Below are 13,334 nucleotides of genomic sequence, written 5' to 3' on the forward strand. Positions count from 1 at the left end.
AAAATAAAGGGATCTGTTCACAGATCCCTTTTTAAACTTATAAATAATTACGCAGAATGAGCCAACTCTTTCGCTTTTAATTGCTCAGAGACACTTAACAACAGTTGCTCGGTTTTTTCCCATCCTAAACAACCATCAGTTACTGACTGCCCATAAGTCATATCACAAGAAATCTTTTGGTTGCCATCAACTAAATGGCTTTCAATCATGACACCCTTTACTTGTGTTTTTAAACGTTCGGCAACGATTTGCTGTAAAACCTCTGGCTGACGTAATGGATCTTTACCACTATTACCATGACTACAGTCAATGACTAATGCAGGAAGATTTTGTTTGTACTTTTCTCGTATTGCCTGAATTGAAGCTAAATCATAATTTGGTCCATGATTTGCCCCACGCAAGATCAAGTGAGGTAAAAGGTTACCAGCACTCTGAATGACTGAAGGTAACCCTTGCTGATTCATTCCTAGAAATTGATGTTCATTTTGTGCTGACTGAATTGCATCTAATGCAATCTGAATTGAGCCATCCGTACCATTCTTGAAACCAATACTGTATGGCATATGGCTTGAGATTTCACGGTGAATCTGAGATTCGCTTGTGCGAGCACCAATTGCACCCCAAGCTAACAAATCATCAAAATAACCCGTTGCCATTGGACTTAAAATTTCACTCGCGATTGGCAAACCCTTTTCAATAATTTGTAGGTAAAGTTCACGAGACTTTTCTAAACCAAGTTGTAAATTTGATGAACCATCTAAATTTGGATCGTACATGAAACCCTTCCAACCTACAGTTGTACGCGGTTTTTCAATGTATGCACGCATCACGATAAAAATTTGATCTTTTACTTTTTCTTGTAATTTTTGCAATCTTTCAGCGTACTCAAGTACTGCAACCGGATCATGAATTGAACAAGGCCCTGTAATTACCATTAACCGATGATCTTTGCCGATAAGAATATTTTGAATAGTTTGGCGGTGTTCGGCAACTTGACGTGCGAAAGATTGTGAAAGCGGATATTTTGCTTTTAACTGGATAGGTAAACTAACTGGTGTTTCTTTTGTATTGCTTTGTGTCAATAAAGTATTTAGGGCATTCATTGGTTTTTCCTTGGGACTGCAATCTATTCAGTCCGATCATTTATTTGAGCGTTTTGGATCTATTCGTTGGTAAAGGTAAGCAAAAGTAAAACCAATAAAAGTTGCTAAAGTATGAATAAGTCATGTTGTTCATTTTAAGTTCCTCGATTCAAAAAGATAAAGCATAAAAAAACCTGATCGGGGTTGCCGATCAGGTATTAACTGTGATGGGCAACTTTCTCATGCCCGAATACGCTCAGGCAACTATCTAAATTGCCAAAAATAATAATATGCGTTAGTGTTCACAGATAGATTTAACATCTTTATCTCAAATATAAAAAAATGTTCCTTGAATCTAAAATACGCATTGTTGAAAGCTTTGACAAGTCTTTTTTTGAAAAATCTCTTATTTTTACGCTTAAGATTTGACTCACTCATCATATTAACGAACCAAGCCTTGAGGTTGTAAAATAATTAATCCTGCGCCACAAAGCACAATTAGGCCACCCAATATATCCCACCTTGTTAATCCAACCTGATCAACAAAGCGCAGCCACATGAGAGCAGTGAATATATAAATACCGCCATAGGCAGCATAAATGCGCCCAGAAGCGGCGGGATGTAGGGTCAACAGCCAAACAAAAACAGCCAAACTTAAAACTGTAGGTAACCACAGCCAAGCAGACTTACCTTCTCTTAAAATTAGATAAGGGAAATAACAACCAAGAATTTCAGCAATAGCTGTGATAATAAATAACCCGAATACACTGAGTATTCGGGTTATCGCAAGACTATCAATTAACATAATTTACGCTGGTTCTGCCGTATGATGATCTTCAAACACTTCAAGTTTTAAGCCGACAGCTTTGCCATCTTCTTTTTTCACAGATACAGCAACATTCCCACCATGATCTGCCAGTTCACCAAACAAAATCATTTCAGCTAATGGTTTCTTCAAGTGTTCTTGAATGAGGCGTTGCATTGGTCGTGCGCCCATCAAGCGGTCATAACCATTAGTTGCTAACCAATCACGTGCGCTTTGATCAACATCAAGTACAACTTGTTTGTCATCTAGCTGTGCTTGTAATTCTGTTAAGAACTTGTCCACTACAGACTCAATGACAGTTGTTGGCAATGCTTTGAATTGAATAACACCATCTAGACGGTTACGGAACTCTGGTGAGAAAGCACGTTTCATCGCTTCTTGGTTATCAGCACTATGATCTTGTTCTGTAAAACCAATGCTCGCGCGAGAAATACTTTCCGCTCCAATATTCGTAGTCAGAACAATAATCACATTCCTAAAGTCTGACTTACGTCCATTGTTATCTGTTAAAGCACCATGATCCATGATTTGCAGCAAGAGATTAAACACATCAGGATGCGCTTTCTCAATTTCATCAAGCAATAACACACAGTGCGGATTTTTATGAATCGCATCAGTGAGCAACCCACCTTGGTCATAACCCACATAACCTGGAGGCGCACCAATTAAACGTGACACTGCATGACGTTCCATATATTCGGACATATCGAAACGCACAAGCTCTACACCTAACAACTTCGCAAGTTGCTTAGTCACTTCGGTTTTACCTACACCTGTTGGGCCAGCAAAAACAAAACTACCCACTGGCTTATCTGGTGACTTCAAACCAGCACGAGACAACTTGATCGCTGAGCCTAATGCAGTAATCGCCTCATCTTGACCAAACACCACACGTTTTAAATCACGCTCAAGATTTTCAAGCACTGACTTATCATCTTTAGACACAGTTTTAGGTGGAATACGAGCAATCTTAGAAACGATATCTTCGATATTCTCTACAGTAATCAAGCTATCATCGCTTTCAGCCTTCAAACGACGCTGAGCACCTGCTTCATCAATCACATCAATCGCTTTATCTGGCAAGAAACGATCATTAATGAATTTAGCAGAAAGCTCTACAGCTGATACTAATGCCTTATCGTCATATTGTACGTGGTGAAAATCTTCAAATTTAGATTTTAAGCCGCGCAAAATATCAATTGTTTCAGTAATACTCGGTTCATTGACATCAATTTTCTGGAAACGACGTGATAATGCATGGTCTTTTTCAAAAACCTGACGATATTCTTGGAACGTCGTTGAACCGATACAACGTAAAGTACCATTAGCTAAAGCTGGCTTAATGAGATTTGAAGCATCCATTGTGCTGCCCATACTCGAGCCGGCGCCAATGATCATATGAATTTCATCAATGAATAAAATCGCATTTGGATTTTTCTTCAAAGCATTAAGCAACTGTTTTAAACGTTTTTCAAAGTCACCGCGATATTTGGTGCCAGCTACTAACGCACCAATATCTAAACTATAAACTTCAGCCTGACTCAAAGGTTTAGGCGCCTTGCCATTCACAATTAACCATGCCAAACCTTCAGCAATCGAGGTTTTACCAACGCCCGGATCACCTACCAGTAAGGGATTATTTTTGCGACGGCGACACAGAATTTGTGCTGTACGCTCAATTTCTTTTTCACGACCAATAAGTGGATCAGTTTTGCCTTTTTGCGCCTCAACATTTAAGTTCAGCGTATAAAGCTCTAATGGCCCTGCATTGCCCGTACTCGTTTCACCTTCAATATCTTCAACTTCTTCTTCAACTTGTACTTCGTCTTTACGTGTCCCATGAGACAAATATTGAGTCAATGTCAAGCGATTGATTTGATGACGTTTAAGCAAATACACAGCAAAAGAATCACGCTCTGAATACATTGCGACCAAAACATCCGCGCCCTCAACAGTACGATCGCCGCCACTTGATTGAACGTGGAAAATAGCACGTTGCAAAATGCGGTCAAAACTTTCTGTTGGATGAGGAGCTTGCTCGCTATTTTCGCCAAGCTTAGGAGTATGTTGTTCTACATATTCTTCTAATTCTTTACGCAAAGAAACTATATCAGCCCCACATGCTTTTAATGCATTTACGGCCGAATCGTTATCGAGTAATGCTAATAATAAGTGTTCAACTGTAAGAAACTCATGTCTCTTTTGACGAGCCATGCTAACAGCCAAACGTAATGATACTTCTAATTGACGACTGAGCATGTAACCCCCTTATGCTTTAGGCTCAATCTGGCAAAGTAATGGATGACCTTGCGATCGAGCGTAATTATTAACAAGGTTTGCTTTGGTTTCCGCGATGTCTCTTGGATATACCCCAGCAATACCTTTACCTTCATAGTGTACTGTTAGCATTACTTGAGTTGCTTGGTCAAGATTCATTGCAAAGTATTGTTGTAAAATTTCAATTACAAAGTCCATTGGCGTGTAATCGTCATTCATTAATACGACTGCATATAAAGGCGGACGCTTGAGTTCAGGAGGGGCTGTTTGTACAACAACCTCTCCGTCATGATCTTCGTTTTGCGAATCACTTAAGCGTGGATGGAAATGCCAATCGACATAACCAGACTGCTGAAAAGAAGCCTTGATATCTTTTAAGTTTGTTTGACGCTTATTTGTTCGCATAGGATGTTACTATTGTGAATTTGCTTCAGCTTGAGGAATTTCTGCCACAAAAGCAGAAGATGTTTCGACAGGTTTACCACGCTGCCAACTAAAACGCTTAATAACTGGTGTATCTGAACCGCCTGTTAAACGTACCTCAATAAATTGAGGGGTAAAACCTTTAGGCATCGTCCAACGACCTGTTAAACGCTCAAAGTCAGTAAAGTTAAAGTTTTTAGCTTCAAGTGGTACAACCAAAACTTCGGTGTCTTTAATGAGTCTTATCTCAATCGATCCTGAAGCACGGCGCTTGCCTGGGCTTACCTGTACTAAATCCAACTGATATTCATAAGCATTTTCAGGCAGAGGTTTAATCGCTAAATTTTGAATGGTTAAGCTTAAGCCACCACGCTGCCTCAAGATCTCACGGTAGATATTGCTCATACCTTCTTGCTGCGTTTTATCAGCGTTGGCCTGATTAAGAGCTTCAAACAGATCATTTGCATTTGTTACAGCAACATCACGCTCTTGCACTGCAGCGTTCAGGCTTTTATTAACCGCATCTAAAGCTGTTTTCTGCTTTTGCACCACTTCAACCAATTGCTCTGCATCAGCATCGTAACCTACAACAGTTAAACCTTGACGGTGACCAATTGTATAGCCGAGCGCAAGACAACCACTCATTAAAATAGCCGCACCAATAAACAAAGGTTTATTAGTATTTAAAAAATTTTTCTTTTGCAACGAACTTTCTGCCGAAGTCGTCTGTCCAGAGTTTTGCATCGTCATCTCAGTGTTTAAGATCAGAGTCAAGACACACATTTAAATCGAAATTTAAATGTGTGTGAAGCAAAAAAGAGTTTTTTATGGTAATAAACCAATCCCTTGTAAGCCTTCATCTTCATCAAAGCCGAACATAAGGTTCATATTTTGTACAGCTTGACCAGATGCACCCTTCACAAGGTTATCTTGTACCGCAAGAATAATAAGTTTATTCGGCTGCGGCTTATATAAAGCAATACGAAGCTCATTCGCTCCGCGTACACTACGTGTTTCAGGCGAACTGTTAGCAGGCATCACATCAACAAATTTTTCATTTGCATAAAAGTGCTCATACAATGCCTGAATATCAGTTTGTTTTCCAGTTTCTGTCAAATCGACATAAATTGTGCTGAGCATACCGCGAATCATTGGAACTAAATGAGGAACAAACAAAAGCCCTTCAAAACCACCTTTTTGCCCAGAAATATTTTCTAATGCTTCAACAATTTCCGGATGGTGACGGTGACCTGCAACCCCATAAGCCTTGAAGTTATCAGCATTTTCGCTATAAATCATGCCTAAGCTTGCTTTACGGCCAGCACCAGAAACACCTGACTTCGCATCAATAATAATATTTTTTGTTTCAATAAGTGCTTGTGCTGATTTCAAAAGTGGAGCCAAACCCAATTGAACAGTGGTCGGGTAGCAACCAGGGTTACCAATAACTTGAGCCTGTTTAATTTTTTCGCGGTTTAGTTCAGCCAAACCATATACTGAGTTTTCCAGAACTTCTGGACAGGCATGCTCCATGCCATACCATTTTTCAAACTGTTCAAGATTTTGTAAACGAAAATCAGCGGCCAAATCAATAACTTTAGTGCCAGCAGTAATCAGTTCTTTTGCATGCTGCATCGCAACACCATGAGGAGTAGCAAAAAATACAACATCACACTTTTTTAAATCATCAATATTTAAATCAGAAAATTGAAGATCAGTATGGCCACGTAAATTAGGGAACATATCTGCAACTGGTTTGCCCGCTTCTGTACGTGAAGTAAGAACTCGAACCTGCGCTTTAGGATGTCGTAATAAAATACGTAATAGTTCAACGCCTGTATAACCCGTTCCACCAACAATTCCGACAGAAATCACGTGCATTACCTCAATTTTTGAATCTATACTTGTGCAGTAGTATGACAGGATGTCCAAGCTTACAAAACCATTTCATGCTTGGTAATTTTAATTTTTTTAATTTTAGCGACAATTAGATAGCACTTATTGAACTGTCAGAACTAAACAAATATCAGCAAATAAATATCAGATTTAATTTTGGAGAGCTAGGATGCTTCATCAATCAAAAGAAACAAAATTACACACTTACCTTGGCTTGAGCACATTAATTTTAAGTGCTGCACTTATAGGCTGCGGAGGTGGAGGCAGTAGCGGTGGCAACTCACCAAGCACTCCAACACCCGTTGATCCTACTCCAGAGGCAACAACTGATGTTACTGTTAAGTCTCCCGTAGAAATTCGTAATATCCAATTCAAAGTATATGACAACAGCACGAACGCTGTTTTAGTAGATACCTCAATTGCAAGCTTAAACAGCTTTAATGTCAAAATTCCTACCGCTAAATTAAGTCGTTTATATCGCGTAGAAATTACGACTCAAAATTCATCTCAAGTATTTGATCCCATTACCTCAACCTATCAAAATTTCTCTGGTACTTATCATGCGTTTATTACACCAAACAGTATAAGTGGCAGAACCCTATTCATCAGTCCAAGCAGTGAAGCGGTTTACCAACGGGCTGTGATACGTTCAGGACAACTTCCTCAAGAGACGATTGACCCAACTCGTATTGAACAATTGCATGTCGATTTAGCTTCACAGGATGTTTATAGATCTCTTCTTAATGCGTTTAAAGATGCCGATATTCCAAGTTTAAGTCCAACCAATTCCCTCATGCAGTACTCCTCTATAAAACCTACTACATATGTGGATACCTATCTTAGCTTTGGTTACTTACAATATTGGACAACTTTTCATGGTGGAACAACCACATACCAAGAACTCATTAAAAGTTTGGCAACCGATTTAAAAGATGGCTTTTTAGATGGGAAAAAACTTCACGGCGATCAAACAACATTTACTCCTATTTTCGCATCTGCTCCAGATAATATTGATCCAGTCAAAAATACGTTGTTAGATATCGCAGCCAATCAAAAAACAACACGCGATAATTTTGCAACCAATTTAAGAACATCTACCTTAGAATTAGCTAAGGCTAATTCACAACAGCTTTTAGATCAGACGGGTTACGATCTACTGGATAAAAAACTATATTCAGGGATCGTACCTGCCGGAAATACGACTGACTTTTTCCGTATAGATGGTGCTGGTGATTATCGCCGTGCTGTAGGTTTTAGCGGCATTACAGCGACTTGTAACGGTTCTGCGTATCCTTGCAAACAAGGTTTGACGAGTATTAATCTTTCCGACTCAAAACTACCTGCTACAGACTATCTAGTGGGTCACTATGAGGACATTGCAACAGGTTGCCAGCTAAATTTCCGTGCGAATGGTCAAATCGAACTTATTAAAGGATCACAGACTTATCGCTCTGCGTTAAGTGCGGATAGTACAGATAATTTATTGCAAACTGATGCTGCAAGCTCAAGTTATTTACTCAATTCAAGTTCTGCCGAGCCCAATAACGCAACGCAGCAATACAACTTTATACAATTGTCGATTAAAGCAAATAAAATCGTGAGTGCTAAAGCAGGTTTAGACAGCCGAAAAGCACCAGATAACTTACAAACACCACAACTAGAATGTAGTTTTAGTTAATTTGAGACATACCACCATGCAGGCAACGGATTTGATTTAAGTTGTCTGCGGTGTTTTTGAAAATAGGGATCGTATTTTTCAACTTCAGCCCAAAAAGCTGGGCTATGGTCAAAATGTTTAGTATGAGCTAATTCATGAATAGCCACATAACGAGCAATCTCGTGTGGCATCAACACCAATCCTGCATGTAGCATAATATTATGCTGACTACTACAACTACCCCAACGAGTTTTCGGACGGCGAATTGTGCATTCCCTATAAACCAAATGAGTGTGTTCACTTAACTCTTTTAAAAGTTTTGGCAATTCTTGTTTTGCAAACGCAATCACTGCACTTTGTAATGCCAAATATGGCTGCGTGTCTTTAAGAAATAAACAACTGCTTTCCCAATCGAATTGAAAAACTCGATGCTGCTTTTGAACAATGATCTGAAACGGTTGGTCTTTATTAAAAAAATAAATCTCGGAAGGAATATCAATCGATGCCGATTGAACATTTTGTTGCTTATTCCACGTCTCGGTCAACCATTGTTCAGACTGAGCCAAAAAATGCTGAATTTGTTTCTTACTACAAAACAAAGGAACCGTGAGACGGATTGAAGCAGGCTCGACACGTAAGCGCAATTTTCTTGCTCTTACGTGTCGAACGATTTTAATTTCTGGCATTTCCACAGACATTACTGTGCAGTACGCTCTTCAATACCATTATTTGTTGCAACAATTGCAATTGTTGCTGGATTTAAAGCGAAAATACCATTAGTCACAACACCCGGGATATTGTTAATGGTTTTTTCAACATCAAGTGCATTTAAAATATTAAGATTAAACACATCCAAAATCACATTACCATTATCTGTTACTACACCTTCACGATAAACTGGGTCGCCACCTAAACTCACCAACTTACGAGCCACAGCAGAACGAGCCATTGGAATAACTTCTACTGGAAGTGGAAAATCACGTCCGAGTTGATCAACCCATTTTGAATCATCAACAATACAAACAAATTTCTTAGCAATTGAAGCTACAATTTTTTCGCGTGTTAATGCAGCACCACCGCCTTTAATCATATGCATATGGCGGTCAATCTCATCTGCCCCGTCAACATACGCATCTAAACCACCGACATGGTTCATATCTACAACTTCGATGCCTAATTTTTTAAGGCGATCGGCAGTTGCTTGAGAACTTGCCACGGCAGCTTCTAATTGTAATTCAGGTAATAAATCAATGAGAAAGTTTACGGTACTTCCAGTCCCAACCCCCAAAATGCCACCTTTGGGTAAGTGTTTTAAAGCAGCTTTCGCAGCAGCTTGTTTCTTTTCATCTTGGGTTGCATATAGACTCATGACATCACTCAACTATTTTTTGACATTTATGCACCAATAATCGGCGCAAATGCACAGGGGTTTGCTACAATAACTTCCTATTTTAAACTGTTATAGGGAATATGAACATGCTGTCTCGTGTGGTACGACAAATTTTACAAGCAACGGTTTATGATGTTGCAATTGAAACACCTCTCGAAGCAGCTCCACGAATTAGTCAAAAATTAAATAATATTATTCGTTTTAAACGTGAAGATTTACAGCCTGTTTTTTCTTTTAAATTACGCGGTGCCTATAACCGTATTAGCCAATTACCTAAAGAACAACTCGAACGTGGCGTAATTTGTGCATCTGCCGGCAACCATGCTCAAGGTGTAGCATTATCAGGTCAACGTTTAGGAGTTCCAGCGATTATTGTCATGCCAAGCACGACTCCTGACATTAAAGTTCAAGCAGTTAAACGCTTGGGCGGTCAAGTTGTGTTACATGGTGATAGTTTTGATGTAGCAAATAAATATGCACAACAACGTGCCGAAGTTGAAGGACTTGTATTCATTCCACCCTATGACGATGAACTTGTGATTGCTGGTCAAGGTACAATTGCCAATGAAATCTTACGTCAATGGCGTGATGTAGAATATGTGTTTGTTGCTGTAGGTGGTGGTGGCCTTATTTCAGGCGTAGCAGCTTACCTAGGTGAAGTTGCACCACACGTAAAAGTTATTGGTGTTGAATATGAAGAGTCTGCTTGTTTAAAAGCAGCCCTAGAAGCAAATGAACGTGTAATTTTGCCACATGTAGGCTTATTTGCAGATGGTACAGCCGTTGCCCAAATTGGTGCTTTACCTTTTGATATTATTCGTTTGCGCAAATCTGACAATTCAGGCCCGATTGTTGATCCTGACATTGTCACTGTGAATACAGATGAAATCTGTGCAGCAATTAAAGATACATTTGATGAAAACCGCAGCATTGTTGAACCTTCTGGTGCAATGGCCTTAGCGGGTATTAAAAAATATATTCACGAACATAAAATCAGCAATAAAAATATGGTGTCGATTGTATGCGGCGCCAATATGAATTTTGACCGTCTACGTTATATCGCGGAACGCACCGAGTTAGGTGAACAGCGTGAAGCCATTTATGCGGTTACCCTACCTGAAGAAAAAGGCGCATTTTTAGGCTTTTGCCGTGCTTTGCATGGCCGAAATATCACTGAATTTAACTACCGAGCAAACAATACAGATGAAGCGCAAGTATTTGTCGGTATTAGCTTAAAAGGTGGTGATGCAGAACGTCATGAAATTTTGGAACAATTAAAGCAACAAAATTATGTTGTAGATGACCTGTCTGATGATGAGGTTGCTAAGCTACATATTCGTTATCTAATTGGCGGTCATGCAAATCTAGATGATGAAAGACTGTTCCGCGTTGAGTTCCCAGAACGTCCAGGTGCCCTTTTAACCTTCTTAACTCGTTTAGGCCCAACTCATAATATTACGTTGTTCCATTACCGTAATCATGGTGCAGCAGAAGGACGTGTTTTAGTAGGCTTACAAGCAACCGATGCGAAACAAAATCCTGATGGCTTAATTGAAACACTTGAGCAAATTAGTTATCCGTATGCAGAAATTACGAATAATGTGGGCTACAAACGTTTCTTGAAATAATCTTCATGTTTAATGAATAAGCCGACAAATTTGTCGGCTTATTCATATAATTCTTTTAATATTGCCCTCATATTTACATTGCCTCTCTTTATCTCAAAGAAAATATCCTTAAAAATAAACGTCTAATCAGGAAACAAGGATCAATATGGCACAGTTTGCAGTCATTGGCTTAGGAAGTTTCGGAGCAACTGTTGCTCAAGAGCTCACAAAATTAAATCATGATGTTATTGGCATTGATACGGTAAAAAAGAATGTTGAAAATCTTGCCGACGTTTTAACTCATGCCGTCATTGCCGATGCGACTGACGAACACGTACTTGATGAACTAAATATTCAAAATTGTGATGCAGTTGTGGTCGCAATTGGTGAAGATATTGAAGCAAGTATCTTATGTGTACTCAATTTAAAAAATTTAGGTATGGACAAGATATGGGTAAAAGCAAAAACTAAAGCACATCACACCATTTTGTCGCACCTTAATATCAATAAAATTATTCATCCTGAAGAAGATATGGGGGTACGAGTCGCCCAAGCACTGAACTATCCCATGGTGAGTCGCTATATGTCTTTAGAAGATGACCACTACATTATAAAAATTGAAATTCCAGAGAAACTTAACGGCATCAACCTATATGGCATTATGCAGCAAGCACCCCAGGTCAAAACATTGCTCGTAAAAAGACAGCAACAAATTTTGTTTGAGACCGAAGAAAATTTCACCTTGCAAACACATGACATTCTTATTTTAGAAGGTCATTTACCGCAGTTAAAAAAACTTTCTAATTGCTTCATATAAGAGGCGAAACCTAGAATATGTCTATATATCCCAAGCCCCATAAAACTTTAAATTTAAGCCCTCCTTCACTCTTGGCATTGGGGTTTCTGGGCTTTATTATTTTTGGTACTTTATTACTAAAACTGCCATTTGCCAATACAGGTCATGTGAGCTGGATGGATGCGCTCTTTACAGCCACCTCAGCAGTTACAATTACCGGTTTATCTGTTTTAAATATTCATGAGTCTTTTACGCTGTTTGGGCAAACTATTATTTTGTTATTGATTCAATCGGGTGGCTTGGGTTTTATGACTTTTGCCATATTGGCTGCCTTAAGTTTGTCACCCAAAGTTGGTCTTAAACAGCAAATGATGGCACAAGATAGTCTCGGTCAAACCAGCCTATCAAAGGTTACTTTTGTTGCTAAGGGCGTTGTCACTTACACCCTTATTTTTGAGCTTATTGGCATAATTATTCTCACGACTGCTTTTACACCAATATACGGTTTTGCACGTGGATTGTATTATGCGATTTTTTACAGTATTTCCTCATTTAACAATGCTGGTTTTTCATTATTTTCTAATAGTTTAATCAGTTTTCAAAGCAATTATATGATTTGTATAACTGTTAGCATACTCTATACCTTGGGCGGACTTGGCTTTTTGGTTCTCATGGACATTAAGCAAAATAAAAAGTGGAAAAAACTCACGCCGAATAGCAAGCTGATTCTTACAACTATTACCGTGATTAACCTTATTGCCTTTATTTTAATTTGGGCTTTAGAAGCTCAAAATCCTCATACGCTAGGAATGCTGAGTGTAAGTGACCAAGCATTAAATGCTTGGTTTCAAGCCACTGTTCCACGCTCATCAGGATTTAATACTATTGATACAGGCGCAATGACCAACAGCAGCTCCTTACTCATGATGTTGCTTATGTTTATTGGTGGTGGTTCACTCAGTACAGCTGGTGGAATCAAAGTTGGAACCTTTGTCATTTTAGTGTTGAGTGTTATTTCATTTTTACGGCGCACAGATGAAATCCGCATATTTAATCATTCAGTCGCACACGAAACGACGTATAAAGCTTTAGCTGTAACAGCGATTACGAGCATACTCATTTTCATGGGGTTCTTTATTATTTTGCTTTTAGAACCTAAAGCAGACTTTATGAACTTGCTGTTTGAAGTTGTTTCCGCAGCTTGTACTGTGGGGCTTTCTCGTGGCATCACGCCAGAGCTGCATAATGGTAGTTTATTCATTTTAAGTTTGTTGATGTTTGCTGGACGTCTCGGTCCCTTAACACTGGCTTATTTAATTGCCACTCCGAAAAAAAGTCGGCTCAAACATCCCCAAGCCAATATTCAAATTGGATAATAAA

General features: G+C 39.1%; 12 protein-coding genes. 4 read left to right on the forward strand and 8 right to left on the reverse strand.

From position 1 onward, the window contains the following. Positions 1-47: 47 nt before the first annotated feature. The 6 genes from ACINWC141_RS15260 to argC form a co-directional block, all read right to left on the reverse strand. Positions 48-1,103, reverse strand: a complete 1,056-nt coding sequence (locus ACINWC141_RS15260) for a 3-deoxy-7-phosphoheptulonate synthase (RefSeq protein WP_009392629.1) — start codon at positions 1,101-1,103, stop codon at positions 48-50. Positions 1,104-1,524: 421 nt separating this feature from the next. Further along, positions 1,525-1,887, reverse strand: coding sequence for a YnfA family protein (locus ACINWC141_RS15265; RefSeq protein ID WP_009392624.1), 363 nt, complete (start codon positions 1,885-1,887; stop codon positions 1,525-1,527). A gap of 3 nt (positions 1,888-1,890) precedes the next feature. After that, the gene (gene clpA, locus ACINWC141_RS15270) at positions 1,891-4,167 is read right to left on the reverse strand and encodes an ATP-dependent Clp protease ATP-binding subunit ClpA (protein WP_009392681.1); all 2,277 of its coding nucleotides are present in this window, start codon (positions 4,165-4,167) and stop codon (positions 1,891-1,893) included. A gap of 9 nt (positions 4,168-4,176) precedes the next feature. Further along, positions 4,177-4,590, reverse strand: a complete 414-nt coding sequence (clpS, locus tag ACINWC141_RS15275) for an ATP-dependent Clp protease adapter ClpS (protein ID WP_002121129.1) — start codon at positions 4,588-4,590, stop codon at positions 4,177-4,179. A 9-nt stretch (positions 4,591-4,599) separates the two neighbouring features. Then, entirely contained in the window at positions 4,600-5,358 is a 759-nt protein-coding gene (locus ACINWC141_RS15280) for a DUF6776 family protein (RefSeq protein ID WP_081400184.1), read from the reverse strand. A 75-nt stretch (positions 5,359-5,433) separates the two neighbouring features. Further along, positions 5,434-6,489 carry an N-acetyl-gamma-glutamyl-phosphate reductase gene (argC, locus tag ACINWC141_RS15285; protein WP_081400185.1) on the reverse strand — a complete coding sequence of 352 codons (1,056 nt, stop codon included), beginning with the start codon at positions 6,487-6,489 and terminating at the stop codon, positions 5,434-5,436. Between the two features lie 184 nt (positions 6,490-6,673). Here argC and ACINWC141_RS15290 point away from each other — a divergent pair, with 184 nt between their 5' ends. Further along, complete coding sequence (locus tag ACINWC141_RS15290) at positions 6,674-8,182, forward strand: hypothetical protein (RefSeq protein WP_009392692.1); 1,509 nt, start codon at positions 6,674-6,676, stop codon at positions 8,180-8,182. Here the strand turns inward: ACINWC141_RS15290 and ACINWC141_RS15295 are convergent. After that, positions 8,179-8,859 carry a YgjP family zinc-dependent metalloprotease gene (locus ACINWC141_RS15295; RefSeq protein WP_009392615.1) on the reverse strand — a complete coding sequence of 227 codons (681 nt, stop codon included), beginning with the start codon at positions 8,857-8,859 and terminating at the stop codon, positions 8,179-8,181. The genes ACINWC141_RS15290 and ACINWC141_RS15295 overlap by 4 nt on opposite strands. Continuing rightward, positions 8,859-9,530 (reverse strand): ribose-5-phosphate isomerase RpiA, encoded by a 672-nt coding sequence (rpiA, locus tag ACINWC141_RS15300; protein WP_009392669.1) that lies wholly within the window; start codon positions 9,528-9,530, stop codon positions 8,859-8,861. Before rpiA ends, ACINWC141_RS15295 begins: the two co-directional genes overlap by 1 nt. Positions 9,531-9,631: 101 nt before the next feature. Here rpiA and ilvA point away from each other — a divergent pair, with 101 nt between their 5' ends. The 3 genes from ilvA to ACINWC141_RS15315 all read left to right on the forward strand — a co-directional run bounded on the left by ilvA (position 9,632) and on the right by ACINWC141_RS15315 (position 13,330). Beyond that, positions 9,632-11,179 (forward strand): threonine ammonia-lyase, biosynthetic, encoded by a 1,548-nt coding sequence (ilvA, locus tag ACINWC141_RS15305; protein WP_171061980.1) that lies wholly within the window; start codon positions 9,632-9,634, stop codon positions 11,177-11,179. Positions 11,180-11,324: 145 nt separating this feature from the next. Next, positions 11,325-11,975 (forward strand): potassium channel family protein, encoded by a 651-nt coding sequence (locus tag ACINWC141_RS15310; protein WP_009392617.1) that lies wholly within the window; start codon positions 11,325-11,327, stop codon positions 11,973-11,975. A 17-nt stretch (positions 11,976-11,992) separates the two neighbouring features. Next, positions 11,993-13,330, forward strand: coding sequence for a TrkH family potassium uptake protein (locus tag ACINWC141_RS15315; RefSeq protein WP_009392644.1), 1,338 nt, complete (start codon positions 11,993-11,995; stop codon positions 13,328-13,330). Positions 13,331-13,334 lie beyond the last annotated feature (4 nt).

The organism is Acinetobacter sp. WC-141 (assembly GCF_000313935.1).
Taxonomy (GTDB): domain Bacteria; phylum Pseudomonadota; class Gammaproteobacteria; order Pseudomonadales; family Moraxellaceae; genus Acinetobacter.

Excerpts from the sequence above, each read along its gene's own strand:
- ACINWC141_RS15260 (WP_009392629.1), bottom strand. The coding sequence starts at position 1,103 with ATGAATGCCCTAAATACTTTATTGACACAAAGCAATACAAAAGAAACA.
- ACINWC141_RS15265 (WP_009392624.1), bottom strand. The coding sequence starts at position 1,887 with ATGTTAATTGATAGTCTTGCGATAACCCGAATACTCAGTGTATTCGGG.
- clpA (WP_009392681.1), bottom strand. The coding sequence starts at position 4,167 with ATGCTCAGTCGTCAATTAGAAGTATCATTACGTTTGGCTGTTAGCATG.
- clpS (WP_002121129.1), bottom strand. The coding sequence starts at position 4,590 with ATGCGAACAAATAAGCGTCAAACAAACTTAAAAGATATCAAGGCTTCT.
- ACINWC141_RS15280 (WP_081400184.1), bottom strand. The coding sequence starts at position 5,358 with ATGACGATGCAAAACTCTGGACAGACGACTTCGGCAGAAAGTTCGTTG.
- argC (WP_081400185.1), bottom strand. The coding sequence starts at position 6,489 with ATGCACGTGATTTCTGTCGGAATTGTTGGTGGAACGGGTTATACAGGC.
- ACINWC141_RS15290 (WP_009392692.1), top strand. The coding sequence starts at position 6,674 with ATGCTTCATCAATCAAAAGAAACAAAATTACACACTTACCTTGGCTTG.
- ACINWC141_RS15295 (WP_009392615.1), bottom strand. The coding sequence starts at position 8,859 with ATGTCTGTGGAAATGCCAGAAATTAAAATCGTTCGACACGTAAGAGCA.
- rpiA (WP_009392669.1), bottom strand. The coding sequence starts at position 9,530 with ATGAGTCTATATGCAACCCAAGATGAAAAGAAACAAGCTGCTGCGAAA.
- ilvA (WP_171061980.1), top strand. The coding sequence starts at position 9,632 with ATGAACATGCTGTCTCGTGTGGTACGACAAATTTTACAAGCAACGGTT.
- ACINWC141_RS15310 (WP_009392617.1), top strand. The coding sequence starts at position 11,325 with ATGGCACAGTTTGCAGTCATTGGCTTAGGAAGTTTCGGAGCAACTGTT.
- ACINWC141_RS15315 (WP_009392644.1), top strand. The coding sequence starts at position 11,993 with ATGTCTATATATCCCAAGCCCCATAAAACTTTAAATTTAAGCCCTCCT.